The following is a 26022-nucleotide window of genomic DNA, read 5'->3' on the forward strand; positions in this document are numbered from 1 at the left end:
CGATCGGAGGACCACGAGCCCGATGAGGCTCTCCACCACGCGCGAAGCGGTGCAGCGCATCTGGACGGTGCGACTGCACCCGCAGGCCGGCGGCCCGCTGCTGGCCTGCCCTCATCCCCGCTGCGCGGCAGCCACTCCCTTGCCGGCCGACTCCGCCCGGTCCGCGGCGCTGACACACCTGGCCCGTCATGCCCGGGCAGACGTGCTGCCCCCGCATCTGCGGACCTGCCAGTGCCGGGCGCGGGGGTGCGCCTGGCACCGGCCCCATCGCGGGTGCGCCGGGCCGGTGCTGCTCGCGTTGACCCGCTACCGCAGCGGCCGCGCCTGGCGTCTGGCCGACGCCTGCGCCGCCTGCGCCGCGGCGATGAGCCACACGGCCGTCGTACCCGACACGTCGCTCAGGCCTGGGCGCAGATGCCCGGCGTCCCGCACGCCGGCTGCTGCGCCCAGGCCGCTTCATGGACCGGGTGAGCGCCTGCGGGTGCGGGAGATGCTCACCTATCTCGCGGCGGCGCTGCCCCGCTTCACCTCCCCGGCCGCCCGTCTGCTTGCCCTGCAGTGCGCTCTGCGTGCCGATGCCGGCGCTTATGTCCGGCTGCCGGGCAGTCTGTTGCGCGGCATGCGGCTGTACGGGCGCGGAGAGCTGTGGCAGGAGTTGGAGCATGCCGGCTGGCTGCGCTGCAGGGCCGATAGGCATCCGCACATGAAGGCCCAGCTGCTCGATGCCGCGCTCCTCGCCCAGGGAGCCGGGCGCCGTGTGCGGGCCCGTGCCGCCCAGTGGGCGCTGCGTCCCGCCCCGGTAGCTCTGCCTTCCGGGTGGCCGCCGTCCGTGCAGCTGACCGCACTGGCCGTGGCCTCCTGCACGTCGGGGGAGGCCGGCAGTATCGACATGGAGGTGCTCGCCCGGCTGTGCGGTCACTCACCCCACCAGGCCGAGGAACTCCTCGACCGGCTGGTCATTACGCGCATGCTGACTTCCTGGCGGTACTGCCGGGAGACCGACGAAGTCTCCTGGCACCTTCCGTCTCCGGCCAACGCGGGCCGCACATCTGCGCAGCAGTGACCATGCCCCCTGCCGGCCGCCGCGCCCGGCGGGAGAGAGTGAGACACCATTCGGCACGAACATCCGGCTCCGCATCCAAGAAATCTGCCGCCAAGAAGACCGCGGCCAAACCCCTCGTCCGCGACGCCGACTCTCGTCGAATTGCTCCGCACTCACCTGGCGCAGCAGAGCGAGCCCTGCTCTGCCGCAGAAATCTCCTCCGCACTGGGGCAGGACCATCCCGACCGCAACATCAAGAACACCGTCGTGCGCACCAGCCTCAAGGGACTCGTTGCCAAGGGCCATGCTCGCCGTACCAAGCAGGGCTCGTCCGTCTTCTATACCGCCGCGGCCACCCAGAAACCCGCTGCGGCCGAGCCGGAGGCAGCGGCCGGCTGAGCATCCGCCGACCGGCCAGCGCACTCCTCCGTCCCGCAATCCGACGGCCCCGGCGCCGAAGGTCACGGCGCTGGGTGCGAACCCGGCGTACCGCCATGAGCGGCTGAGACAGTGCCGAGCAGTCGGGTGACAGGGATTGCGCTGGGCCCTGACCCGAAATTTCCGTGTGCCGTCGAGCCGGCGGTGCGGAAGTCGCAGGCGGGCAGTCACTCAGCGGCGGCGGGATGTGGGCACCTATGATCTCAGCGGGCGCTCCGGAGGTATCAGCGCGGGCGCCAGGTGCGGATCTCCAGGTGGATGATGTGCGCATCCGGGCGGATGCGACCGGTCTCCACGAGCCATTGATGGACGGCTGCGGTGACGTCTCCGCCTGCGGCGTCGACGCGTTGGGCAAAGCTGGCGGCGTCGTGCCCGCCGGTCTGGGCGGAGCCGTAGGAGCGCTCCTCGGTGTGATCGGCGCGCTGGATGACGTCACGGCGGATGCCGGGTGAGTCGGTGCGGCTGCCGGAGGGGTGCAGGTAGCCGGTCTTGGCCAGGCGGACAGTGAAGGCCAGGCGCAGGCCGTGGCGGGCGGCTTCGGCGATCAGGGGGCGCAGTCGGGAGGAGCCGGAGGCGATCGCCTGGGCGCCGACGCGGCCGGTGCCGGAGCCGGTGGGGGTGATCAGGACGGCCTTGCTGCGCACCCGGGCTGTGGCACCGGAGGTAGTGGTGCGGCGGGTGATGTGGCGGCTTGCGATGGAGGCGAGGTCGGGGAGGTCGGTGATGCCGCCGGCCTGGACGGCGGCCAGGACCTGACGCAGGGCCGGGACGAAGGCAGCGCCTTTGTTCTTTGTATAGAACTGGGAGACCAGAGAGGCGTCACGGTTGATGATGCGGGCGATGTCGCGCTTGGTGTAGCCGGCTGTCTGCATCTGGTCGGCCAGCTGGGCGGCCTCGTTCAATTCGCGTTGCCCGGTGGGACGGTTGCGGCGGGGGCGGGGTGGCATCAGGCCTCTCCTGCGCTGGGGGTGAGGGCGGCGCGTCCGGCGTCCCGGAGGGTGAGGAGTTCTGCCTCGGTGGTGGGTGCGGCTACGGGGCCGGTGAGGTGGCCCTTGAGCAGGTAGTCGCCGGGCTGATGGTGGTGCGGCCAGGCCTGCGGCTGGGTGAGATAGAGGGCGTCGGTACGGAAGGCGACGACGCTGCCGGGCTCGGTGTGCAGGGCTCCGGCGTGGACGTTGTCGTCGCGGTGGCGCTGGGTGAGGAGGGCGGCGCGGGCGCCGGACCAGATTGCGGCGGCCCATTCGGGGTGGGCGTTGGGGTCGCGGCTGAAGCCGGTGGGCTTCTGCCAGGTGATCTGTTCGTCGTCGAAGCCGATGATTTCGGCGTCCGGCGGGATGTCGCGCTCCAGGGTGCGGGGGGTGGTGCCGGTGACCATGCGGGGGCGCTGGGCGAAGGAGCCGATGCCGTACAGGAGGATGGCGCGTACCGCGCGGGAGGCGAGGTGGGCGGCGCGGGCCTGCTGGGCGTCGCCCTGGAAGTGGGCCTGGGCGGAGAGGTTGGTCCAGGTCTCTTTGAGTTTCTTGGCCCAGTCGTCGAGGGGTTTGCCGTCCTCCCACAGGATGCCGTCGAGGATTTCGATCTTCCACGGGGTGATGGGGTTGGTCAGGGCGGTGTGGATTTCGGGGCCGCCGGCCCAGGTAGTGAAGGTCGTGCCCGGGGTTGTCGGGTAGTGCCAGGCGCGGTCGCCCGGTGCCGGGGCGGGCAGGATGCCGACGTGGTTCCAGGTGTCGGGGACGGTGGCCCGCACCTGCCAGTGGCCGCAGCCGTACAGGGCCCGGGTCTGTTCCTTCTCGCTCCAGGAGGCGAAGGTGGCGGCGGTGATCCGGCGGGGGGTGCCGACCGGGGACTTCCAGGTGTGTTTGGCGTAGGCGAAGGTGCGGTCGTACTCGACGAGTTGGGGCAGCCGCTTGGGGACACGGGGCGGGAGGATGAGTTCGTTGCGGCCCTGGCCGGCGGTGGCGTGCAGCAGCCCGCGCAGCTCCTCGGACAGGACAGGAAAGCCTTCGGCGTACTGGCCGCGGGTGGGGATGGTACGGGTCCACAGGTCGCGGCCGGTCTGCGACGGGGAGCCCATGATGACCGCATCGGGCCAGTGGCGGCGCAGTGCCTGCCACAGCAGCACGAACGCGTCCCGGACGGTGGCCGGGTCATCGCCGCCGGTGTCGACCCACTCCCCCACCGAGCGGATTTCCACATGCTGGTCGCCGTTGTCGCGCTGGTAGCGGCCGACGGGATGACGGGCGTGGACGAAGTGCCCGGCCATCCGGTCTCTGCCGCGGCCGGTGTCGGTGCGCCAGCCCGGCGTGGGGGCATTCAGCCAGGCCGCGACCGCATCCCGCAGATACGGATAGCGGTCGGCGTCACGGTGCCAGGGGTCACCGGCGGTGATGTAGATGCGCTCCGTGCCTTCGGGCAGGGTATGGAAGACAGCGGTCAGAATGGCAGCGACCGAGGTGTCAGCCAGATCGAGGCGGTAGGTCTGGCTGCGGTGCACCAGCACGCCCGTGTCCGTGTCCAGGAAGACCGTGGAGCGGGCCTGCTGGGTGAAGTTCGGCGGCGTGGAGAGCAGGTTCGGGGTGTGCGTGAACCAACTGTTGCCCGCTGCCCCCTCGGGGATCGACGGCAGGGCACGCGGCGCGTTGGGGGCCACAACCTTCGCGGAGGCAGGGTCCTCGGCAGGAGCGGCCGGCGACGAGGCGACGACGGGCTGCGCTGCTGCGGCAGCGGCCATCGCGGGCGCCACCGCTCCCTTGTGAGCGGCGGGATGGGGCGGAGCCTCGGTGCCGTCGGCGGTGGCCGGGGCGTCCGGCTCGGGGTGGGACCGGGCGGTCTCGGCTGCGGTGAGGCGGTCGGGGGCCAACGCGGGGGCCAAAGTGACGACATCCGCAAGGCTGAGTCCAGCCGCCGGGGCGATCCGTTCCGCCTTCGCCTTCCCGTACCCGGCCAGCTGCGTGACCTGCCGGTCCCGCTCGGCCTCCAGCTTCGCCAGGGCGGCCCGGGTCTTTTTGATCTCGTCCCGTACGGTGCGCAGATCGGCGAGCGCGGCGCTGTAGCTCTGTGCATCCATCGAGCATTCCTTGTCCGGGCCAGGTTCAGTCGACGGTGGCGTGAGTGGAAACGTAGGCGAGGGCTCCGCCCGAGTGGGAGACCAGCCGCGTACCCAGCAGCTGTTCGGCAAGCTGCCGGTCGCCTCCGGTCTGGGAGGTGAGGCAGGTATGTGGGGCGGCCAGGTCGGTGACGTAGCCGGTCAGACGAGCGCCGGGAAAGGCGTGACGGCCCTCGGAGTTCTTCTCCCACCGCTGAAGGCCAGTCAAGACGGCCACCACGTAGCCCGCGAGCGTGACCGGCAGCACTCCCCCGGCCGCAACACTCGCCGGGTCGCACCGCCACCAGCCGCGCAGCGCCTTGAGCAGGTCATCGGGCGAGAGGGCAGCAGCGAAGCCGAGCCAGGAGCGTTCCGGTCCCTGCGTCCGCCGGGCCGCCTCGACCCGCAGGACGGCGATTTCCTGGACCGGCAGTCGATCGAGCGGCGCCTGCCGCCGCGTCTGCAGAGCCTGGACGACTTCAAGCGGGACCATGACGCGTACGCCGCGGCGGGACAGGCCCGGCAACAGTCCTGCAGCGATGAGGCGGCGAAACGTGGTGATCGCGCAGCCGAGCTCTTCCGCGGCCTGTCCGGTCGTCAGCAGCACCCCATCCCCGCCTAATCCCTGCTCAGATATCTGATTCGGCATGAAGTGTAGTTCGGAAGACGAAAGGGCGTCAAACTCTTGATGGCATGGCGTGGCCAGATGCGCCGGCCCAACCAGCAGAGGACGCGCACACCGGACCATGACCAGGCCGTCCGCTGCCAGGCAGCGCAGGCGTCCTGCGGGCCGCATCGGCTCCACCCTTTGGCTGCACCTCGGCGGCCCGCCGCAACAGCGTCCGACAGTCGGGGAGTTGCCCGAGAACTGCGGTTCGGCAACGGCCACGACCTGATGCTCTCTGGTCTCGTCGGTCCTGGTCAGGTGGAGGAATCGAGTTGGTCGAGCCATGCGCGGGCGGCACTGGCTGCACGGCGGATAGCCTGCTCGTCGGCACCGACCCTGCTGATCACTCCGATCCTGCGGTTAAGGCGTGCGTTCACTTCCCGATGTGTGGCACCTGTCGCTTTGACGAGATCGTTGACCATGGCCGTCAGTCGGACGTGGGGGTTTGGACCGGTATCGACTTCACCGTCGTACTGTCGTTCCCACTCGGGTTCCGGGTCATATAGTGACTCGCGTTCCGAGCAGTCGGCGCAAAACTCCAAGACTCCCTCGACCTGCGCTTGCCCGCAGCTGACGCAGACCCAGTTGTCGCAGTTCGCGCACGACATCGAGGCCCCGTCGGAGTCGTGTCCCCAGGCACGTTCCTGCGACGTGCGCTGGCCGACGCACGGCCGCGACGCGAAGGAGGGGTTCGCTGCAGGTTCTGGCACGCCGCCGGAGGCCTCGCGAGCAGCCAGTTCTGCCCAGCGGGCTCTGTTTTCCTTTCCACGCCGATTGCGTGCCTGCTCGAGGGCTTCCCTTTCTTCAGGCGTGAGGTGGCCAGCGCACGCGACTACAGGAGAAGGGAGGTCATCGTAGGCTGGCCATTCGGCGACCTGGCGGCGGCATCGGCGACCAGTGGTCTTGCCATACCGGGTACATCCTGATGTCTGACCCTTGACGAGATCCTCCCGGCCGACGGCGGAGGATGCTTCCTTGGCGTGCGTCTTGGACGCCTGCTCGGAGGCTGCCTCCTTGTCCAGCTCTGCCTGCAGGATTTGCCGCCAGTCGTCACCGATCTCGGGAAGCGCAAGAGCGGCACTGACGCCATCGACCTGCAGGCCATGCCGTCCCGCCACGTGTACGAACACCGGCTGAATGGTTGCGAGGACCTCGTCGGTGAACCGGGGAACGAGATAGGGCGACACAATGAGAACGGCTGCCCACCCCCCGGAGCAGTTGCCCGGTATCAGTTCCACGTTTCCTACATCCGCCAGCAGGACAGCAGCCTCGCTATTGCCCTGCTCATACATCAAGAACGCCGTTTGACCCAGCACGCGATGCAGGGTGGATACCGCTGACGCGGCTGGCCGGGGTGGCAGGGCAGCAGTGGCGGCAGGTGCATGCGCTGGCACCGCCGTGCTTGCCGGCATGGAATACAGGGGCGCAGGTGGTGTTTGCTCGAGGACCGACTCAACGGCGGCTGGACGGCTGAGAACTTCCTCAAGCACCGCCTCGAGCACGGGCACGGAGTCCGAACTGACGAAGTTGTCCACCGCGCCCTGGTTGACCCAGGCCAGTGTCAGCGTGGCCCCGTCATAGAAGGACACGTTCGCGTTCTGACTCAACAGAATCCAGGTGAACCGCCGCCGTTTCTTCACTGCTTCCAGCACCTGCGGCCACAGCTCCTGCACGACCACCGTCTCGTCCGCCATATCCGCTCCCCATGTGATGCGCTTTTAGCAGCGTAGAAAGAGGCACTGACAACTAGGTTCATCACAAGGGCAGTTGGCTTGACCTCGGCAACCGTTGCTGACGTCATGACATCGCTGCGTGCGACGAGGCAGAAGCCCCCTGATCCGCAGCACCGTCGGTGCCGGGTGGTTCCAGTCGACGGTGCCGGGCACCGGATCGGGTTGATGCACGCGGAGGCCACCGGCGGAGGCACCACGGGCCACCGGCGGAGGCACCACGACTCGAGCAGGGCCGGGTTCAGCCGTCAGGCGTGCTGCGGCTGATGCGCCTGCCGCAGACGGTGCGTCGAACACATTTCGAACTTAGAGCGCGCTCATGCTCGGCAAGATTTTTTCGGTCATTTGTTCCCATGTCGTGGCCGGGGTGCAACGCGTGTAGCGCGCGGCCGTCTTCCTCTCCTTCCTGTCGTCGGCTGCGAGCTGAAGGTCGGCCGCGTCTTACTGTTCGCAACGACTATGCGCAGCTTGGAGCGTCGCGCCTGCAGGCACAGTGCGTGCTGGAGTACTTCGTCTTGGAGCAGAAGGCGGGGCAGTGTAGAGCGGGGGTCTGACAATGCATCCGCAACCGACGCAACGGAAATGGCGCGAAGTCTCGGCTACCGCCTGGTACTGAGATTGGACGCCTCAGGCGCGGCCAGACGGTGCGTCAGGATGCGCTCATGAGTCACCCTTCGTCTTGCAGGGAACAGGCGGCGGCGATGCCGCGCGTCCATGCCCTACTTCTGCCTGGCAGCATCGGGCGCTTGGATATGTCCGGCCGGATGCCGCAAGCATCGCGGTGATCTGTTCGGGGGTTGCGGTGTCAGGTCTTCTCCCGACCTCGCCTACTTTCGCGGCCTGAGCGCGTCATGACGGCCCGACTAGTCGTCGTAGGCCAGGCCGGTCCTTGCTCAACATGTGTTCCAGGCACCTGTCTTGAGTCCAAGCGGTGCCTTCCGTCCTGCTTCCCTTGCAAACTGGAGAGTTGTTCGTGACCTCCCTGCCTTTCTCGGTGCAGGAGCAGTCTGCCCTCGCACCGCTCCTGAGCGCTGGCCGTCATTCCGCTGACCCAGCGCGCATGATGGCTCGGTTCGTGGATCCGCTCGGAGTCGAGCGTGAGGTGCCGTGGCTGGAAGCTGCCGGAGAGCAGGCGCTGGAAGAGTGTCTGCCGATACGGCAGTTTCCAGTACTCAAGGGCCGCCGTACGGAACCGGGTTGGTGGTGGTCAGCGACTGACCGGTGTTTGGTGCCCTATGGATTCAAGGCCATGCGCACACAGGTCATGATGCTGGACCACGACCCGAGGGTAGTGGCCCTGGCCTGTCGGCCGGTGGAGCTCCTGTGGCATGGCCGGGGCGGGAAAACCATCTCGCATGCGCCGCATCTGATGGCGCGTCTAGCAGACGGCAGTGGGCTTCTGGTTGATTGTGCAGGCACGTTCGGAGCCGGGCGGCGGCTCGTCCGGCGTGCTGCACACCTCGAGGCTGCGGCCACGGCGGCAGGTTGGCGGTATCGGTTGGTGGGGCCGCCGCCGCGTGTGGTGGAGGCCAACGTGCGTTGGCTGGCCGGCTATCGGCATCCGCGGTGCGCCGGGGGCCGGTTGCCTGAGGTAGTCGCATGCTTCCGCGCCCCGTTGTCCCTGATGGAGGGAGTGCATCAGCTGGGCAATCCGATCGCGGTGTGGCCGGTCGTGTTCCATGCGCTGTGGACTGGCGTGCTGAGCGTGCCGCTGGAGCGTGTACTGCACGAGCGCATGGTCGCGGTTGCTGCGCGGACGGGGGCAGCACGATGAGCCGGCCGATCCTTGCGATAGGTGACGCCCTATGGCACGGCGGCCGGGAGTGGACCGTGGCCGGGATCGAGGGGGCCATGGCGTCCGGGGCGCGGATTTGGCTGGCCGACAAGAACGGGGACGGCTCCTTGGCCGTGTTCGCTCTGTCCGAGCTGCTGAGGGATCCCGGCTTCGGCCCGATGGCCGGCCCGCGTCTTCGAGTGCCGCAGGTCGGCCTGTTGTCGACGGTGCCTGAGGATCAGCAGCTGCGTGCGCTCGATCTGGAGCGGCACGTCCGCGAGGTGGAGACCGGATACCCGACGCCAAGCGGCAAGGGGCTGGTGAAGCCTCAATACGACCCCGCAGTTACGACGCTGGCTCAGCGTGAGCAGGCGAAGGCCGATGAACTGGCCGCACAGGGCTGGCCGCGCGTGAGCCGGGCGACGGTGCGCAGGTGGCGGGCGCGCTACCACGCGGACGGGGTGTGGGGGCTGGTCGTCAGGCGGCGTGGCTCGACGCGGCTGGAGCGGGCCGACCCCGGGTGGTCGACGCGCTGCGTGCGCTGCTGCCTGAGGAGGCTTTGCGTTCGCGCTCGCGAGGGTGGAAGAAGCGGATGCGGCGGGAGACGCAGTGGTGGCTGGATGCACGGTATGGTGAGCAGTCGGTCGAGGTGCCGGCCATGTCCACGTTCAAACTCCTCGACGCTGTGGAGAAGTCCCTCGGGTTGCAGGGGACGGTGGCGCAGCGGCGTGCCCGCGCCGCGCGCGGCGCCGCCGTTCAAGCCGACCCTGGCGCTGCGGCCCGGCGAGATCGTGATGATGGACAGCTCGCCGCTGGATGCGATGGTGGTCCTGGACGACGGGGTGGTGGGGCGGCTGGAGCTGACCACCGCTGTGGATGTGGCCGTGCGCGGGCTGTGGGGGGTGCTGCGGCCGGCTGGGACCAAGTTGACGGATGTGGCGGTGTTGCTGGCGCAGATGATGACGCCGGTGGTGATGCGTCCGGGTTGGGACGCGGCGCTGTCGATGGCCGCGTCGGTGGTGCCGCACGAGCGGCTGACCGCTGTGGATGAGCGGCTGAAGGATGCAGCAGCGCGGCCGGTGATCGTGCCCGAGACAGTGGTGGTCGACCAGGGCAAGGTGTTCATCTCCCCCGCCACGCGGGCCGCGTGCGAGAGCCTTGGGATCTCCCTGCAGCCGGTGCCTCCGGCCAATGGACCAGCCAAGGGGCATGTAGAGAGGAGCTTCGGCTCGATCGGCACTGAGTTTTGTCAGTGGCTGCCTGGCTTTACCGGCTCGCGTGTAAGTGAGCGCGGCTCACGTGTGGAGCAGGAGCGGCTGTGGACCGTGTCCGAGCTCCAGGTGCTGTGGGAGGAGTTCCTCGTGCACTGGCACCACCACCCGCGCGAGGGTTTGCGACACCCGTTGATGCCGAAGAAGGCCCTCACGCCCAATCAGATGTGGGCGGCGCTGCTTCCGGTGGCGGGCTACGTGCCGGTGCCGCTGTCGGCGGACGACTTCGTGGAGTTGCTGCCAGTGCGCTGGCAGCCGATCACGGACGCCGGTGTCCGCTTCGACTACCGCACCTACGACGACCCTTGCCTCAACGGCCATCGCGGGCAGGACTCCGGGGTGGCCTCGGAAAAGGGTCTGTGGGAGGTGCACTACAACCCCTACGACCCCGTCCGGATCTGGGTCCGGTTGCCGGAAGGGTTTCGCGAGGTGGCGTGGATCCACGCCACCTCGGTCGGCCGACCGTTCACTCACCACGTGTGGGAGCACATCTGCAAGGTGGTCGAACGCACCGGCTCGCGGGAGGAGCACGAAGCCGCACTGGTCTTGGCCCTGGATGGCTTCCTCAAGCGGGCCGCTCGCAAGGAGAAGCTGTCCACCGCGGAGCGGCGGGTGGTAGCGAAGTCCCGTGCCTCGGGTGCGGTGCCGGTGCCCGCAGGAGAGCTCAACGTGCTGGACGTGCCCGCACCGTCGTTCGGGCTGGCTGGCGTGTACGCCGTGCCCGACCTCGACGACGACACCGTGCCCGACACATACGACGGCGGTGACGAGGGCGAAGACATCTTCGGCCCCCGTGACGATGAGTTGGAGGCCGGCCGGTCCGCTGGCGGCTGTCACATCCTGGGTGACACGGAAGCGGAGGAGGGCCCGTGGCTGCCGTAACCAGCGCCGCAGACGACGACTTCTTCGACGACGAGGTTGCTCCTGGTGCGGTCACGAACGGCCTCCTCTGGCAAGCCGAGGTATCCCGCCCGCGTGTACCCGCGCCCCCAGTGGGCGATCCGTCCTGGAACCGCAAGCGGCTGCTGGACTACCACTCCGAGTTCGTCACTCTCAAGACCCCGTTCATGGAACAAGCGCTGACCCAGCTCAGGCTGACGCTGCTGGTGAACAACCGGCAGCGGGGCACCGCCCGGCGTGGCCTGATCGTGTCCGGGCCTCCCGGGGCGGGAAAGTCGACCACGCTTGCCGAACTTGGCCGGTCCTTCGAGCTGAGCGAACGACGCCGCCTCGGGGGCCGGGAAGGCTACATGCCCGTGGCGTTCGCTTCCATCCCGCCCACCTGCACGCCCAAGAGCCTGGTCCAGGTCCTGGCCCGGTTCGCCGGTATCCCGGTCCACGAGCGGATGACTGAGAACGCCATCACCAACGCTGTGTGCCACGTGCTGTGCGAGCGGCGCACCCGGCTGGTTTTCTTCGACGACGTCCATCTACTCAACACCCGCACCCGGCCCGGGGCTGACACCTCCGACCAGGTCAAAACCCTTGCGGAGCGGGTACCTGCAACGTTCGTGCTGGCCGGTGTCGATGTGGAGCACTCACCGCTGCTAGCCGGCCCGCGCGGCGCTCAGCTCGCCGCCCGCTGCAAGATCCTGCGCACTCCCCCACTGCTCAACGGCACCCCCGTGCAGAAGGCGGCGTGGCGGGAGCTTCTGGAGGGAATGGACGGGGCGCTGCGGCTGGCTCGGCACCGGCCCGGAACTCTGGTCCGTCACGCCGACTACATCCATCTGCTCACCGGCGGTGTGATGTCCAGTCTCTCCCTTCTGGTGCGGGAGGCCGCGATCCGCTCCATCGTCGACGAAAGCCACGCGGTCACGAAGAAGCTGTTGTTGCAGGTGGTGCTCGACGTTCAGGCTACGAACGCGGCACGTGCCACGCGCAGGCAGCGCAAGGGCGGACTAGCCACCTAGCGCGGTGCTGCGGCCTTGGCGCCGCACCATCGCGGGCCGGTCGTGTTCAAAGGACCCCAACTGCGGCCCCTGTTTCGGGGCTCTCGTTCCTGTCTGCCGCAAAGGACCATTCCCGTGCATGTCCCCCATCCAGCACCTGTGCCCGTTCTCCATGCACCCGTCAGACAGGAGCTGACCGGCTCCTGGATTCGCAGGATGACCACCGGATTCGGGCTGTCGGCACAGGACTTGCTGCGGGCAGTCCTGGACGGTCCGCACGGTGTTCACGTGACAGGTACACCGAAAACCGGACTGGAACTGTTCCTCAACGTACCCGCACAGGCAGCTATGGCCCAGTTCACCGGCACGCCCCTGTCCCGACTCACCTCCATGCTGCCCAGCCTCGCCGCTTGCCACAGCCGTCTCGAAGATGCCCCGCTCCGGCGGGCCGCCTGGTACACACCAGGCACGGCGTGGGTGGCGGCCTGCCCACCATGTACCGGACGGGCCTGGTTGGCGGGGCCGGGCGTGCAGGTGTACCCGGGAGCTGCTGGGCATATCTGCCGTCGCCACCGGCGCTGGCTTCTCGCGCGCGCCGGGAAACCAGCGGGCATTGCACTGCAGAGCCTGCCCGAGATCCTTGCGGCTCACCAGCGCCATGTCGCTCTCGTCCGGACGCATCCGCGCGGCGGGGACGTGGTGGCCGTCGCCGCGGCGGTGGTGTGGTCGTGGCAGGTGCAGCGATGGAGATCGGAGACCATCTGGCAGGACCGGGTGCGCCGGCTCGCCGCGGTCACGGGGTGCCCGCCGGCGGCCATCGTGCCTCATGCCCTGCTGGCCTATCCGGAAACGATTGCCGTCGCCCGGTTACTCGGAGACGGCCGCTGGCAGCAGCGCCTGCGCTTGAGCGTCGCAACTGCAGGCGCTGCTGCCGCCGAGAGGTTGTTCCTCCAGGAGGTTGGCGTCCGCACCGGCAGGCCGTGGCTCGCGGGCTGGCTGGGTGCCTGTAGCCGCGCCCGTAGCTGGGAGGCCGCACGAGCGGATCCGCTTCGGCAGTGGCTGCTCACCGTGGCAGACGGCACCAACGATGACCACTTGTGGATGGTGGACCAGTCCGTGGCACGGCCCGCCGAGTACAGCGACCGCGCCGCTCTCCTCGGCGACGGTCGTACTCGCGCCTTGTCGGAGCAGGCCAGAGCAGCCTTCTTGACCAGCGGGTGGGAACCGCTTCCCTCGCTACGACCAGGGAGAGCACCGTACCTGTGACTCCCCCTGGATCACGGCGGATTCATCCGCTACCAGGTCGGCGCATGCCGCGCAGCATCGCCAGCCGTGGACCGCCACGGGCGGCTCTTTCCCCGCGGTCCCCCGCCTTTTCCTCAACGCGTGCAAGGAGATACATCATGCCGCTCATCAGCCCCGAATACGCGAGCCAGTTACTGAAGGAACTGACGAAAGGCTGCCCCGTTCCTGCAGCCCCGGCAAACATGGCCCGCTACGCTTTCCAGACCAGTGACCACGTGCTCATCGGAGATGTCGCCGTCCGCGGCTACAAACACAAGAACCGGTGGCGGCTGGACGAACGGGACATCCGCAAAGCCGGCGAGCGGCTGGCCTCGCTCGCGATCGATCTCGACGATCTGGTCGACGCCCGTCCTCAACCCACCGACCGCGGACGCACGTGGCGTTTGCAGATCATGAACTGGTTCGACCAAGTCGCCTACGAGGACCAGACGGCCAACGGCTGCCACTGCGAAGGTCAACAACCATGCGACCGCACCCGGGCGAACCAGCACGGACTAGGGTGCGGGGCGACCCGGGAACAGGTCGAAGCACGCTACGGCCAGCAGAGTATCGCCTCCACCCGCCCACTGCCGCTATTGACGTGGTCCGGCGCGATCTGGATGGTCCCGCGTGCCTACGCCGCCCTTCTCGACCGGGCGGAGCAAATCGCCACCGAGTTCGCCGAAAAGGCCGCCCGCTGCAGCCGGTGCGGGGCCCAAGGAGACATCTGGGAATGGCGTTCCTCCAGCACTGCCGGCTACACCACCCTGTGTCCCTCATGCACCAGCACCGCCGCCCGCCAGTACAAAGGCCATCTGCGGGGCAGGCAGTACAAGTCGCTTCCGAAGAACTCGCAACCGGACGCATTCCTGTGCGTCTTGTGCCCCAGCCCGCGGCAGGCCATGTGCTGGGACCACTGCCACGAGCACGGATTCGTCCGTGGTCCGGTGTGCGCTAGCTGCAATACGTACGAAGGTGGCGGCTACCAGTTCATCAACCGCCCGGGCGCGGTACAGCACCTCTTGCAGTGCGACGGCTGCCGTCGTGAAGGTATGGTGCCGCCGCGGCACCAGCCCGACGTCGTGCTCCGCACATTCGTGTTCGACCCTCACGACTCATGTACGCAGCCGCCTCGATATCCGTGGGGTGCGGTGGAGGGAGATGGGTCGATCCGCTTCCGTCTCCATTGCTGGCACCATACGTCCCCCTACCGGTGGGAACAGGTCGTGCCCGCTTCCCAAGTCCGACTCCTGGTACGTGAGTTCGTGGACAAGGCTCTGGTAGCCGAGACTGATACTCCTGACCAGGACTCCACCTGACGTCCTGTCACAGTCGCTCTGCTCCTCTGGTTCCTACGCTTCCCCCGGCCGGGCGGCTGTCCCGCGCCGGGGGTCTCCAAGCAGAGCCGGTGCGCTCTTCATACTGGTCACGCACCGTGCCGTCTTGACCAGTCGGTTCAGGGTCGCCGGGTTGCACCGCAGCGGCCAGGAAGCAAGAGCGAATTGGGCGGAAATCGATGCTGTGGAGGCGGTCCTGCGGGTGACACCCCTTCCAAGGGAAACGACGTGGTCTTTTCTGCACCGGGTGGCGTCCGCCTACCGGCTGCAGGTAACCGACCTGACGGCGTGGTGGCAGTGGGCAAATCCCGTGCATCAAAGGCATGGTGTGCGTCCCGACGGTGAGGTGCTCCTCAATGCAGTGGCGCAGGGGCAGTTGGCCGGGTGGTGCCGTGTGCCGGCAGGCCATCTCGCGCGGGCGTTGCCGTCCTGGACGGCAGGGTCGACGGAGCTGGCTGGCCGTGGCGAGGACGGGCAGGGGTGGGCGAGGTGGCAGTCGGGAGCTTCGGAGTGGGGGCCGGTGGTGTTCGGCTGCAGGTTGTACGCGGCCCGGCGTGGCAGCGGCGGGGCGCCGGTCTGGGCGTACTGGCCGCAGTGGCGGCGGCTGTGTGCGCGGCATGGCCGGTGGCTCCTGGAGGTGGGCGAAGGCCATCCGGTGGAGTTCGTTGATGCCGGGAATCTGGTGATGGAGTTGATCCGGGCGCAGCGTCAGTGGGATCGGGTGGAGCGGATAGGGCGGGCGGCCGACGCGGCGCCTCGCCAGGTGTTCGGGCTAGCGCGTGCGGTGGTGTGCGGGTGGTGGGGGCGGGAGGATTTCTGGGAGCGGGAGACGGTATGGGGGCCGCGCCTAGAGCAGCTGGTGGCGGCTACGCGCCGGTGGTGTCCGGATCCGGCGGGCTGGGGCGTTGAGCAGTGGCGGCTGCTGGTACGGGACGTGGTGCTGTTCCCGGAGGTCGTCGCGGTCGCGGAAGCTCTGGTGGATCCGCGGATGCAGCAGATGGCTGCCGGAAGCGGTGCGGGTGCCCTGGTGCGCGGCCGGGGTGGCGGTGAGCGGTTTACTGCCGCGTTGGGCGAGCGTCTGGGACAGGTGTGGCTGGGCGAACTGGAAACGGACGGCCATGGCGGCCCGTTGGCGTCCAGGGCTCGCGCGGTGGTACGCGAGCGGCGCCGTCCGGCGGGGTCGTTGGTGCAGCAGGGGCGGTATGGGCTGTGGTGGGTGCACAGCGCGCACCGGCCGGTGGAAGTAGGAACGGGGCTGCGCCTGCTGGCAGACCCTCTGGGTGCAGGCCCAGGCGCCCGTGGGGGTTCGGGTGCAGCAGGACGTGGCGGACCGGCGGCTCGGGGGTGGTGGGTGGAGTTGGCGGTGCCGCGGCGGGCCGGACACGGCCGGGGCCTGGAACAGCGGCATGCACAGTTGTTCGCCGAAGGACTTGAGCAGGCCCGTCGTCATGTGGAGCGGTTCGGGCATCTGGCCATCGCGCACACCGCCAGCGGGGCGCGGGAAGGGTTCGATCTGGGGCGGTGGCTGGCCAACCGGCGTGCCGACGCGACGTCACTGACCGTGGAACAGACGGAACAGCTTCGATGCCTGGATGCATGGTGGAACCCGCCCTGGCCCGTCGACTGGCAGCGTGCCTGGTACCGGGCCCGCGCCCATGTGCACGAGCAGGGGCCGGCGCACGGCGGCGACAACCTGGCCGGGCTGCCCGGCTGGCTTCAGCGGTGGCTGCGCCACCAGATCTCCTGCTACGAGCAGTTACACGATGGCCAGCGGGTGCTGCTGGCTGGGCTCGGGTTGTCCACGGGCGAGGTCGAGGTGTTCCACACGTGGTCAGGGCGGCGGCGTCCGGTCGCCGATGGCCTGGCTGTCGCTCATGCCTACACGGTTCGTCACAGCCACCTCACCGTGTCTCAGCCCACTGTCGTTGACGGTTTCGCGCTGGGGACCTGGCTCAGAAATCAACGCCAGCGGCAGCGCAGCCTCGGCCGGCTCACCCGGCTGGGACACCGCCTGACGGACCTCGATGCATGGTGGAACCCGCCCCGGCCAGTGGCCTGGCAACGCATGTGGTGGGCCTGCCGCTATCACCTGACCGGGCTCCCGGACGGTGTTGAGTGGTGGCCCGGCGCCCCGGACGACGAGCACATCACCGCCTGGCTGGCGGAGCAGAGTGCGCGACGGGCACTGTTGTTGCCAGAGCAACGGCGTCGGGTCGATGAACTGCTGTCGCTGACCGGCGGGATGCCGGTGTGGCGGCCGAGGATCAGCGATGTCGCCTGGCAGACGCTGTCCGGGCTGCTGCCCGCGCGGTCGCATACCGGGGGCCGTCCCCGCGGCGAACGGCAGAGCCTGGAAGCCATCGTCCACATCGCCTGCACCGGACAGGCGTGGACACGGCTTCCCCCGGCCCTGGGCCCCTTCCAGGCCTGCCGGCGCCGCTTCATTCGCTGGCGCGACGACGGCACCCTCCAGCAGATCTCCCGCGCTGTCCTGCCTGAAGGGGCGCGATCTGGCAGCAACGGCTGGCCGCCTACACCGGCCCTGCCTGAAGAGATCCGTCACCGCGTGCACCAGGAGCGCGGTGGGCATCCGATGGTGAGGCGTTCGTCGACGGGGACTCACCCGGGCATGGGCGTTCCGGTCACGGGCGGGGGAGGGCGGAGCGGTCCTGGACGGTGATATGGAGGGCGTGCAGGGGCTGGGTCCGGGTGGGGCGGACGACCTCGAACCAGTCGGTCCCCTCCTGCAGGTGGTGGGAGATGCTGCGGTAGTGGCTCCAGCCGAATCCGATGCCGGTCTGCCAGGTGGTGTCGCTGTAGCGGCTGCCGATGACCGGTTCCCCGTGCAGGTAGACGGAGTCGAGGGGGCGGGAGGTGGCTTCGAGGTGAGCGAGGACGGCTGCCGCGGCGCGGCGCAGCGGGCTGGTCTCGCTCCAGCGGGTGAGAGCTTCGAGGGCTGCGGGATGGGCGGGTTCGGCGTCGGGGAGCTGGAGTTGGCGGATGGTGGCGGCCTTGCGGTCGACGAGGTCGGTGAGATCGATGCGGACCGGGCGCGGGACCCAGCGGTCGATGCCGTCGAAGGCTTCGATCATGTGGTCGCGTGGGGCCCGGCCTGCCTCGGGGTCGGGAGTGATGGCGGCGAGCCGGGCGCGGGCGGCATCGACGGGTTCGCCCCGGGTCCACAGCAAGGTCAGTTCGAATCCTTCCGCTTCGAGGCTCTTGCGTTCACCGAAGTGGATCTGCAGGCCGCGGCTTCTGCCCTTGAGGGCGCGCTTCATCGAGGCGGAGGGGTCGCCACCGTAGGACAGGGAGTGAAGGAACTCGGAGGTGAGACGGTCGTCCCTGCGGTGCTCGACGACCAGGTCGACGTCTGAAGGGTTCAGTGCGCCGCGTGCGTAGGAGCCGAAGACGAGGACCTCGTCGACGAGGTCCAGCGGCCAGCCTCCCTCTTCCATCCGGTCGAGCATGTCGTTAAGGAGCGTGGTGGCGCGCTCGCGTTTCACGGAAGACCTCCGCTGGTGGGTTCGGGTGCCGGTGTATCTGGGTCTGTGGTTCAGCCGGTCTGCCGCAGGGGCGCCCGGCCGGGGATGTGGGTGCGGTGGTGTCTTACAGGGTGGTCGGCAGTGAGATCACCGGCTGGGAGATGGCCTGCGGGATGCAGGCGGGAGCGGTGCGACCTGCCTGGGTGCAGGCCAGAGTGAGGAGTTGGAGGTAGCCGAGGGAGACCGGGCGTCCGGGGAGCTTGCCCGCTGCCTGTTCGAAGCGCTCGAGCGTGGCGGACTTGATGCCCAGGTGGCCAGCTGCGTCCTGGAGATCGAGCCCCGCGGCTTCACGGGCTTCCCTCAAGAGTTGGGCGTTGTCGTGCCAGACCTGCGGCGCCGTCTCGGTGGCATCCCGGGCGACGGACGCGCGGGCCGAGGCGAGGGCGGTGCGGATTCGGTCGCTGCGGGGTCCGAGCAGGAACCGCGCGAGGCGGGCGGCGTCGGCCGCGTGGTCGACGCCCTCGCTCCAGGGCTGGGAGGCCTCCTCGTACACGCGGGCCCGGGCCGTGGCGCACTCCTCACGCTCGCCGGATTCGGCGCCGTAGGTGCGGTGGCGGTCGCTGGTGCAGGCCAGTGTGCTGTCCTTCGCCAGGTCCATGTCGCGGTCCTCGTCGTCGGCCTCGATATCGTCGATGACGTCCCGAACCTGCCGGCGTTCTCGTGAGGTCAGGACGCTCGCGAGTGCTTCCGCGGCGGCCTGGGCTTCGGGCCGGCCGGCGGGCTCGAAGCTGCCGCCCCAGGCGTGGGATGCGTCTTCTCCCTCCGCCCTTTGGAAGGCCACGTCGATGGCTTCGAAGGTGTGCGGGCTCCAGGCGTGCATCATCAGGATGATCTCCTGCAAGGCACGCTGGGCGGCCGGCTCCATCTCCTCCGCAGTGCCGCTGCTGCGGCGGCGCCGCGTTCCACTCATCCAGTCGGTGAAGGTCTCAGGCCGGCGGGAGTCGGACGGTTGGGCGTCCGTAAACCAGCGTGCCGCCCTCACGACGCAGGCGTGCGCGTGCTGGATGGCGGCGTACCAGCCGAACAATGCCTCACGGTAGTCATTCACATGACGGTCCTCGGCAAAGGTGCCGGTCTCCGTGCGGCAGTGCTGCGGGCACTGCGCCGCGCTCACCCGGTAGAGAGCGGCACGGGTCTCGGGGAGCGACAGCAAAGCGGCGTCCAAGTGCTCATATTTGGGGCCGCGGTTACGGCGCTTTTCGAGCCCCTGGTCGAGGAAGACCTGGAAGCGGGGTTCCTCACGCCAATTGGCTGCGGCGCTGCGGACACGGAAATCGCTCTGCCACGCTCCGGTCGCGATGACCTCCCGCAGCGCCGAAGCCACATCCCGCCGCAGTGCCGCACCCCATGTGATCAGGACCGGCAGGCGCTGGGGATCACTCCCCAGCGCGGACATCACCAGATCGACGTCGTCATGACGATGAAGATGACGCTGGAACACGAACTCCCCCTTGAATGCAGCAGTCCCCAACTGCCGCCGCACCGTGGTGTGGAGGCAGTCCTCCATCTTGCACGAGGGGTACGACAACGCACCGGTGGATGGGGGCACCGGAGCTTCACGTGGGACCGTGGACGCTAAAATCACGGCCTCGTCGGCTGGACACGGGATGGGGCATCTACGGTTCGAAACTCCTCGACGCGCAATGGGATGCGAAACGCACGGATGAGGTACGGCGGCTACTTCGGGTTGCGATCACACGCGCTCGCCACACCGTCGTCTTCGTCCGTCCGGGCGATGCTCTCCCCCTCGCCCCGCCGCCCCCGGCCACGGACTGAACGGTCAAGCGGCCTCGCATCCAGTGGTGCCGCTGTCCCGTAGGCCACAGCGGCTCGCATGCCGTGCCCGGCTCGGTATGCCGGTCCGACAGCCGGCCGTCCCTGTCCTGCACCACAACCAACCTCCACCCAACATCAAATGAGCACTCAATGAGTGCTAACCTCGATGGAGATTGCCTGCCGGACACGCGAAGGGGCGAGCATGGCCAAGGAATCGGCGAACAACGCGGTGAAGCGGCGCCGTGCCGAGCTGAACCTCACACAGCAGGAGACGGCTCGACGCGCTGACGTATCTCTGGCGACCTGGCGGCGCTTCGAGAACAGCGCAGACAGTGCCAGCGCACTGGACGGGTTCCGGGCGGACAACCTGCAAGGATTCGCCCGGGCACTGAAGCTCAGCGTCACAGCGCTGAGGCAACTGACTGATGCCGAGGCCGCTCCGGGGGCCGAAGAGCGCGTCGAGATTGACCAGTCGGTCACCGATGTCGTGCAGTTGTTCAACAGGTCTTTCACGGGTGAGCCGCTCACCCCGGCAGACGCCATGGCCCTGGCCAACACCGTCGACTTCTCCGATTTCGCCCCCACCCGGGACGGCAAGCTGCACCTGGACACCTCGTTCAACTACGAGTTCGCCGCCTACCTGAAAGGCGAGGCGACGATCCGGGACGTCGGCCTGCTGCGCGACCTGCCTGAACTGGCTCTCACCCAGGTCAACAACCACTGGCTGGTGCGCATGGGTGAGCGCATCATGCGGATCGGCAGCGAACTGGGACAAGGGCGTGTCCCGCGTCCTCAGTGCCTGGCCGACGAGTACGCCCTGTGGATCGTCATCCAGAACACCGATCCGCCTCAGATCGGCGACGTCCTCGACATGTTCCCCGGACTCCGGAACGCAGATGACGTGTTCGGCTACGACCCCGATGCCGATGAACCCGACGACGAACGCTCGATCCGCGAGGACTGGATGAACCGCATGGTGGGCGGCCTCCTCCCGCCGGACGAAAGTCACGGCCACCGGCGGTATGACCTGACCCTCATGGAGGCGTACGGACAAGGCGTCTACGACCCCGGCGACCCCCGTCACCCTCTTCGCTGGTTCGACCGGGACGACCTGCGTGAACGGTGCACATCGGAGCTGGCCTTCGTCAGACTGGCGAAAGAGGAACAGGAGGCCCGGACCGCCGAAGCGTTCAACCGCATGTCGGAACTGCTGCGTCCGGGAAGAGCCGACGACTCCCACTGACCACAGTGGTTCATCCAGGCCGCGACGGGCGGGGGCATCACGGACGGCGGCGCCCACTGCGTGGGCATAACCGCTGTTTCCCGCCTGGGCCTAGGGTGTCGGGCGCGGTGATCGCAGGATCGGGTTCCAGGCGAACCAGTCCAGGGTTCCGGCGCCCAGTTCCCACGGGGACTCCAGCAGCAGGTTCCGGGTTGCCTCAAGGTCCGCGGTGACGGGAGCAGGAGCGGGACCGATGCGGGTCATCAAGTCGCCCCGCGCGTGCCAGAACTCCTCGTCCCCGCCGCGCAGTCGGTGTATCGCCGCGTCCACGCAGGCCGACCATTTCGGCATACCGTAGTGATCGTCGTGGGTCCCGATCCGGGGAGCTCCGGCGAAGACGAGGAAGTCGTCCGGCGGCAGGATCTTCTCGAAGTGCCTGAACATGTCGATGTGCTGTTTCACCTGCTTCTTGATCTCCCCGAGGAATCCCCAGCCGAAGTCCGTCAGGGTCCCCTCGCATCCCGGCCAGATCATGTCCCGGTCCAGGACCAGGTCCTCCAGCTCGTAGAGACGGAACTGGCCGTCGGAGCCCAGGACGTCGAAGGCCTGCCGGGTGAGCCAGGTGTTGCGGGCGAACATCGTCCCGTCGCGCAACGCCTTGCGACGGCTTGTCGGCCGGGAAGCGTGCGCGTCCTCGATCGGACCGTTGCGCCACACGGACAGGACGAGCCCGTGGGCCGCCGCCCACCGCAGTCCGTCCTGCGTCGTGAAGACGCCCATCTCCTCAAGACGCTGCCGTGCCCAGTCCAGCGCATCCTGAATATCCTCGTCCACCGCTCCGCTCTCCCCCATGACTCGCCAACTCCTCCTCTTCTTCCCGGTGTTCGTGTCACCCGTGCCACGGCGCTCCCGGAAGACGCGATCGTACGCGGGCCCCGCCGCCAAACCTCGGTGCCGTCATCTGCCGTAGCCGTGGGGTCCGGCAGGCCCGCCCTCAGGCGGACGGGGGACGTTGGAAGGCCGTGCCGAGCGCGCGCAGTTCAGCGCGCCGGGCCTGCATGAGTTCCTCCGGCCGACGCAGGGCGGTGTCCAGAAGCCACACCCCGCGGCGGAACGGCTGGAAGCCGATGCTCTCCCACAGTACGGCGATCTTCTTCTTCGCCTGGAGCCGGTAGGCCTCGGTGACCTGCTCACGGCCTTCGGGGTACTCCCCCATGGCGGGAAATACCGCCACCGCGCAACAGCCCCCGGACAGGCGGCGGACCGCCTCGCCGGCGAGGGCCGGACCCAGTCCGAAACCTCTCCATTCCTTGTCGAGGCTGACGCGGTCGAGGATCAGCAGATCACCGACGGGCTGGGTGACAGCTTTCTCGAATGCGGCGCTGTAGCCGGTGCGTTGGGAACGGCCAAGGACCGCGGAGACAATGACCTCAAGATCGCCGGACTCTGCGTCCGCCACCTCCCACCGGTTGTCGCCGGTGTAGTCACGCAGCCGCCACAGGATGAGGTGCCCGATCTTGGTGCCTGCGGCCGGGGCGCGGTCGCCCCCGTCCTCTCCTTCGTCTTCCCACTCCTCGTCACCCGCCATCCCGTACGTGACCGTGACATACCAGGGTTCCAGGGTGTCCTCGTAGTCGTAGGGCACCGCGGGATGCCCATGGCCGTAGTGGAGGTGAAGACGGGCAGGATCGCCCGGTAGTTCACTGACCGGCCGTTTGGGCATCGCTGACGTCATGGCAAAGAGACTAGGAGCAGACACTGACATCCCAGCGGGAGACGGTTCGAACAGCACCGTAGACGTGAGCTGGTCTCGTTTGAGCTGGACACCTTGGCCCCGCTTCTGGACCGATTCGGTCGCGTCATCGGTGCCATGGCGTACCGGGCACGTCAGGCCGGAGGACGCCTCCGCACCCGCGCGACGCGTTCCGTGCCGACCGCGGCACCCCTCAGCGGCGCAGGCATAAGCAGGCGCAGGCGGTAGCAAGCCCAGGCCCCAGCAACGACAACGCCGGAACGGCCCGACCCGAGCAATGTTTGAGGCCCTCACCTCGCCGTTGTGATGGGGCGCCCCAACACCGCTACGGCCGTTGAACGCGCCGCCGGGCCGTGTCCAGCGCACGACGTTCCTCGAAGGCGCCATCGCCGTTGACGGGAAGGCGGCTGTAGCGCTCCGTCGCGACCTGGTCGATGCGCGCGGCGTAGCGGCTCGTGGCGGCCTTGACCGCCTCTGCAGGAGGCAGGAGCTCCTCTGCGGCACGCAGTGCTCGAAACAGCTCTTGAGTGAGCTGGAGAAGCCGGTTGAGTTCATCCCCAGCAGCGGAATACCCCGGCATACTGCCGGACTTAAGGCGAGCAGCGGCGGTCCGGAAGGCCTGCCGCTCCATCTCCACACACACCGCCTGACGGCGCCGCTCCAGGGCCCGGAACGTGCTGCTGCCCGGATCCGCGATGATCTCTTCGGCTCCTTTCACGGCCCGGGCCAGGGCCGGTGCGAAACGCGTCGCCGCCAGCTCGGCCGCCTCCCGTTCCTTGCGCTCGGCCTCACGCCGCTGCTGCTGCAGCCCCGGCCAGGCGGGGAACTCCTCACGTCCCATACGCTGTCCGCTCGTACGCGGTGCCGCCTTCTCGGACTTGGTCAGGCGCCCGTCCCAGTCACCGTGCGCGGTGTAGCTGTAAGCGCTGCAACCAACCGTTCCCCATCCCCCGAACCCGTAACGACCGTGGCTCCAGCGGTCGTTGACGAAAACGATCGGCTCACCGCAGTGCCGGCACAGTTCCTCCGACACCTCACGTTCCATCCCCACGATGCCCCCCAATAACTGCGCGGCTCTCCCCCAAGCCCTGTGAACTGCTCCATCCTGCCAGGCCCCGGACATGCAGGAGCACCGAAGACCGCCACGGCCGGAAGGGGAAGGGACCGGGCGGTCCGGGCCCTGCGCCAGTTGCGGACCCACGACGCTCGCTCCCGGACCGGCCTTGGCCAACTGACCGCCGAACCATTCGGGTTTGATCACCGGCAAGGTCAGAGCCCGCATTGCTGAGGGGGCTTGCTGCCGGCGAGGTCAGATGCTGCCGTTTCGGGTGGTCGGGGAGGGCCCGCTGGAGAGCGGGCGGGGGCTTGGGCCGGCGGGGGCTCCGGTGGGGTTTCGCCAGGCCCGGATGAGCTGACCCAGGCGGCGGGCGGGTGTCTCACTCGGGAGGAACAGGACGAACACGAGCAGGATGAAGGCGCCTGCGGTGAGTCCTGCGACCACCCAGCCGGGTGGGCCTGCGTTCACGATGGCTGTCGTGAAGGCGGCCGCCGCCCCGAGCAGGCCGCCGATGCGGGCCGTCCAGCTCATCGTCGTGGTTCCTGGCAGACGGGGCGGCGCAGGGTCAGGGACAGGTGGGGTGTGCTGAGCAGCACCCGGAGGGTGAAACAGGCACAGGTGCGGCGGGTGGGCAGGGCGGCCAGTTCCGCTTGCCATTCCTGTCGCCATCGGGCTCGCTGCGTACCGGGCAGCAGCAGAGTGAGCAGGGCCAGCAGACGTGTGGTGACGGCGTAGGCGGTAGGTGCCGACTGGAGCACGGCCGCGGAAAGATTGTGCAGTTCACGGCTGACGTCGGCCAAGCCCGCCGCGCGGGCCATGGGGGCGAAGACTTCGATGGTCTCGCGGGCTTTGCCGTACTGCTTGGCTGCGGCGACGAACTCTATGGTGCGCATGTTGTGGAGTCGGTCGGCAAGGCGAATGACCAGCACCGCCTCGCTGTGCGGCGGCTGGGCAGACCGCGGCGCGGCGTCCGGCGGGATGGCACGCAGGTCGACGGTGCTGACATCTGCCACCAACTGGGCAACGGTCAGGCCGAATTGCCCAGCCAGACGACCCGGCGGACAGAGTGTGTCCTCGATGACGTCGTGCAACAGGGCGGCGCAGACCACGGTCGGTGGCATACCGACGTCGGCGACAATCCGGGCAACGGCAAGGCAGTGGGTCAGGTACGGGTCGCCGCTGCGGCGGGTCTGTCCCTCGTGCCAGCGGGGCCTCCTCGTGGGCGAGCTCGATGGAAGCGAGATCGGCAGCGGGGTGGTGTGCCCGCACGACACCCAACAGGCCTTCAAGGGAAGGACTGTTGCCGTGCCGACTGCCCGGCCGGGCAGCTAACCGGTGCCACGCCCTCATGACACTTCCCCATCGCCGACCGGGTGCGCTGCCGCCCAGCCCGGCAGCGGCTTTTTGCGGGCACGGTAGGCACGCGCGAGGGCCAGGCGGGCCCGTTCGGCTCCGTCTTCGGTGATCCGGTAAAAGCGGCGGCGCGGCCGTCCGGCTTCCTCGTGTACGGCCGGGTCTTCCCAGGTGCTCTCCGTCCAGCCGGCCTGTTCCAGCCGGGCGAGGATCGGATAGATCGTGCCCGACGGCAGTCCCGCCAGTGCGCACAGCTCGAGGCCGTACCGCTGCTTGGCGGGTTCCTCCAGCAAAGCCCGCAGCACCAGTTGGGTCTGCAGGGTCATACGCGGACTACCCATACTCGTACTCTACATAGATCATATATGAGGTGTCTAGGGAACGTAACGCTCTCAAGGGTGGAACAAGAGGTTCCGCCGCGCCGCCGGACCGGCAGCGCCGAACTCCTTCGCGTGAGACTCAGGAGCATTGAAGCTGTCCGCCTGATCGGTGCAGGCCCTGTGGCCGGTGACGTGGACAGCGGATTAGCCCCGTCCGGGATGGCCCGGAAGGCCGGTCAAGACGTCAGCCCTGTTCGGCAGCGAGCTCCTCGATCTTGCGTCGCACGCGTTCGCCGAAGGCCTCGGGATCCGTAGCACCGACGGCAGTCGCCGCTGCAGCCCAAGTGCTCTCGCCCCCGCCCACGCGAAGAGGGTCCCACGCCCGGCGGGATCCAGGCCGCGCAGCACGGTGTTCAGTCACGCGTCCTCGAACACCGAGCCTGCCGTGCGGGTATGCAGGACCTCCGCAGCACGCCACC

At 68.6% G+C, this 26022-nt stretch carries 21 protein-coding genes; 9 read left to right on the plus strand and 12 right to left on the minus strand.

Going from position 1 to position 26022, the window contains the following annotated elements:
- Nucleotides 1–286 precede the first annotated feature (286 nt).
- Together IG78_RS0120820 and IG78_RS42380 are read left to right on the plus strand one after the other, a co-directional pair.
- Nucleotides 287–1063, plus strand: coding sequence for a hypothetical protein (locus IG78_RS0120820; protein ID WP_225882137.1), 777 nt, complete (start codon nt 287–289; stop codon nt 1061–1063).
- Between the two features lie 141 nt (nt 1064–1204).
- Nucleotides 1205–1441, plus strand: coding sequence for a BlaI/MecI/CopY family transcriptional regulator (locus IG78_RS42380; protein WP_051852810.1), 237 nt, complete (start codon nt 1205–1207; stop codon nt 1439–1441).
- 263 nt (nt 1442–1704) lie between these two features.
- Here the strand turns inward: IG78_RS42380 and IG78_RS0120830 are convergent, their stop codons facing one another.
- The 4 genes from IG78_RS0120830 to IG78_RS49270 form a co-directional block, all read right to left on the minus strand.
- On the minus strand, nt 1705–2427 hold the full coding sequence (locus tag IG78_RS0120830) for a hypothetical protein (RefSeq protein WP_030565441.1): 723 nt from the start codon (nt 2425–2427) through the stop codon (nt 1705–1707).
- Complete coding sequence (locus IG78_RS0120835) at nt 2427–4547, minus strand: coiled-coil domain-containing protein (protein WP_030565443.1); 2121 nt, start codon at nt 4545–4547, stop codon at nt 2427–2429. Before IG78_RS0120835 ends, IG78_RS0120830 begins: the two co-directional genes overlap by 1 nt.
- 25 nt (nt 4548–4572) lie before the next feature.
- Nucleotides 4573–5172, minus strand: coding sequence for a helix-turn-helix domain-containing protein (locus IG78_RS0120840; RefSeq protein WP_030565445.1), 600 nt, complete (start codon nt 5170–5172; stop codon nt 4573–4575).
- Between the two features lie 314 nt (nt 5173–5486).
- Nucleotides 5487–6926, minus strand: coding sequence for a hypothetical protein (locus IG78_RS49270; protein WP_157855820.1), 1440 nt, complete (start codon nt 6924–6926; stop codon nt 5487–5489).
- A 1009-nt stretch (nt 6927–7935) separates the two neighbouring features.
- Here IG78_RS49270 and IG78_RS46025 point away from each other — a divergent pair.
- The 6 genes from IG78_RS46025 to IG78_RS48205 all read left to right on the plus strand — a co-directional run bounded on the left by IG78_RS46025 (nt 7936) and on the right by IG78_RS48205 (nt 17200).
- Nucleotides 7936–8736, plus strand: a complete 801-nt coding sequence (locus IG78_RS46025; protein ID WP_225882138.1) for a TnsA-like heteromeric transposase endonuclease subunit — start codon at nt 7936–7938, stop codon at nt 8734–8736.
- A 56-nt stretch (nt 8737–8792) separates the two neighbouring features.
- Complete coding sequence (locus IG78_RS42385) at nt 8793–10889, plus strand: transposase (protein WP_225882139.1); 2097 nt, start codon at nt 8793–8795, stop codon at nt 10887–10889.
- On the plus strand, nt 10877–11920 hold the full coding sequence (locus tag IG78_RS0120860) for an AAA family ATPase (protein WP_030565452.1): 1044 nt from the start codon (nt 10877–10879) through the stop codon (nt 11918–11920). Before IG78_RS42385 ends, IG78_RS0120860 begins: the two co-directional genes overlap by 13 nt.
- 195 nt (nt 11921–12115) lie before the next feature.
- Entirely contained in the window at nt 12116–13165 is a 1050-nt protein-coding gene (locus IG78_RS49275) for a hypothetical protein (protein WP_157855821.1), read from the plus strand.
- A 137-nt stretch (nt 13166–13302) separates the two neighbouring features.
- On the plus strand, nt 13303–14502 hold the full coding sequence (locus IG78_RS0120870; RefSeq protein ID WP_030565455.1) for an endonuclease domain-containing protein: 1200 nt from the start codon (nt 13303–13305) through the stop codon (nt 14500–14502).
- A 673-nt stretch (nt 14503–15175) separates the two neighbouring features.
- A complete protein-coding gene (locus IG78_RS48205) occupies nt 15176–17200 on the plus strand; it encodes a Helicase associated domain protein (RefSeq protein ID WP_159398256.1) in 2025 nt (674 codons plus the stop codon).
- Here IG78_RS48205 and IG78_RS0120885 read toward each other — a convergent pair.
- Together IG78_RS0120885 and IG78_RS0120890 are read right to left on the minus strand one after the other, a co-directional pair.
- Nucleotides 17163–18023, minus strand: a complete 861-nt coding sequence (locus tag IG78_RS0120885; protein WP_030565460.1) for a nucleotidyltransferase domain-containing protein — start codon at nt 18021–18023, stop codon at nt 17163–17165. The genes IG78_RS48205 and IG78_RS0120885 overlap by 38 nt on opposite strands.
- Nucleotides 18024–18126: 103 nt before the next feature.
- On the minus strand, nt 18127–19503 hold the full coding sequence (locus IG78_RS0120890; protein WP_030565462.1) for a helix-turn-helix domain-containing protein: 1377 nt from the start codon (nt 19501–19503) through the stop codon (nt 18127–18129).
- 537 nt (nt 19504–20040) lie between these two features.
- Here IG78_RS0120890 and IG78_RS0120895 point away from each other — a divergent pair.
- Nucleotides 20041–21081, plus strand: a complete 1041-nt coding sequence (locus IG78_RS0120895) for a helix-turn-helix domain-containing protein (RefSeq protein ID WP_030565464.1) — start codon at nt 20041–20043, stop codon at nt 21079–21081.
- Nucleotides 21082–21171: 90 nt separating this feature from the next.
- Here the strand turns inward: IG78_RS0120895 and IG78_RS0120900 are convergent, their stop codons facing one another.
- The 6 genes from IG78_RS0120900 to IG78_RS0120925 form a co-directional block, all read right to left on the minus strand.
- Nucleotides 21172–21912, minus strand: a complete 741-nt coding sequence (locus IG78_RS0120900) for a hypothetical protein (RefSeq protein WP_030565465.1) — start codon at nt 21910–21912, stop codon at nt 21172–21174.
- Nucleotides 21913–22054: 142 nt separating this feature from the next.
- Nucleotides 22055–22795: a hypothetical protein gene (locus IG78_RS42390; RefSeq protein ID WP_157855823.1), complete on the minus strand. Its 741-nt coding sequence runs from the start codon at nt 22793–22795 to the stop codon at nt 22055–22057.
- Nucleotides 22796–23138: 343 nt separating this feature from the next.
- Nucleotides 23139–23846: a hypothetical protein gene (locus IG78_RS0120910; RefSeq protein ID WP_159398257.1), complete on the minus strand. Its 708-nt coding sequence runs from the start codon at nt 23844–23846 to the stop codon at nt 23139–23141.
- Between the two features lie 276 nt (nt 23847–24122).
- The gene (locus IG78_RS0120915; RefSeq protein ID WP_030565471.1) at nt 24123–24401 is read right to left on the minus strand and encodes a hypothetical protein; all 279 of its coding nucleotides are present in this window, start codon (nt 24399–24401) and stop codon (nt 24123–24125) included.
- On the minus strand, nt 24398–25144 hold the full coding sequence (locus IG78_RS44180) for an HD domain-containing protein (protein WP_225882153.1): 747 nt from the start codon (nt 25142–25144) through the stop codon (nt 24398–24400). The genes IG78_RS0120915 and IG78_RS44180 overlap by 4 nt, the downstream gene beginning before the upstream one ends.
- 72 nt (nt 25145–25216) lie before the next feature.
- Entirely contained in the window at nt 25217–25549 is a 333-nt protein-coding gene (locus IG78_RS0120925) for a PadR family transcriptional regulator (protein ID WP_030565475.1), read from the minus strand.
- Nucleotides 25550–26022 lie beyond the last annotated feature (473 nt).

This window comes from Streptomyces aureocirculatus (assembly GCF_000720475.1).
Classification (GTDB): domain Bacteria; phylum Actinomycetota; class Actinomycetes; order Streptomycetales; family Streptomycetaceae; genus Streptomyces; species Streptomyces aureocirculatus.

What these genes read in the sequence shown, in the direction of transcription:
- IG78_RS0120830 (WP_030565441.1), bottom strand. Translation starts at nt 2,427, where the DNA reads ATGCCACCCCGCCCCCGCCGCAACCGTCCCACCGGGCAACGCGAATTG.
- IG78_RS0120835 (WP_030565443.1), bottom strand. Translation starts at nt 4,547, where the DNA reads ATGGATGCACAGAGCTACAGCGCCGCGCTCGCCGATCTGCGCACCGTA.
- IG78_RS49270 (WP_157855820.1), bottom strand. Translation starts at nt 6,926, where the DNA reads ATGGCGGACGAGACGGTGGTCGTGCAGGAGCTGTGGCCGCAGGTGCTG.
- IG78_RS49275 (WP_157855821.1), top strand. Translation starts at nt 12,116, where the DNA reads ATGACCACCGGATTCGGGCTGTCGGCACAGGACTTGCTGCGGGCAGTC.
- IG78_RS0120870 (WP_030565455.1), top strand. Translation starts at nt 13,303, where the DNA reads ATGCCGCTCATCAGCCCCGAATACGCGAGCCAGTTACTGAAGGAACTG.
- IG78_RS0120895 (WP_030565464.1), top strand. Translation starts at nt 20,041, where the DNA reads ATGGCCAAGGAATCGGCGAACAACGCGGTGAAGCGGCGCCGTGCCGAG.
- IG78_RS0120900 (WP_030565465.1), bottom strand. Translation starts at nt 21,912, where the DNA reads ATGGGGGAGAGCGGAGCGGTGGACGAGGATATTCAGGATGCGCTGGAC.
- IG78_RS42390 (WP_157855823.1), bottom strand. Translation starts at nt 22,795, where the DNA reads ATGACGTCAGCGATGCCCAAACGGCCGGTCAGTGAACTACCGGGCGAT.
- IG78_RS0120915 (WP_030565471.1), bottom strand. Translation starts at nt 24,401, where the DNA reads ATGAGCTGGACGGCCCGCATCGGCGGCCTGCTCGGGGCGGCGGCCGCC.
- IG78_RS0120925 (WP_030565475.1), bottom strand. Translation starts at nt 25,549, where the DNA reads ATGACCCTGCAGACCCAACTGGTGCTGCGGGCTTTGCTGGAGGAACCC.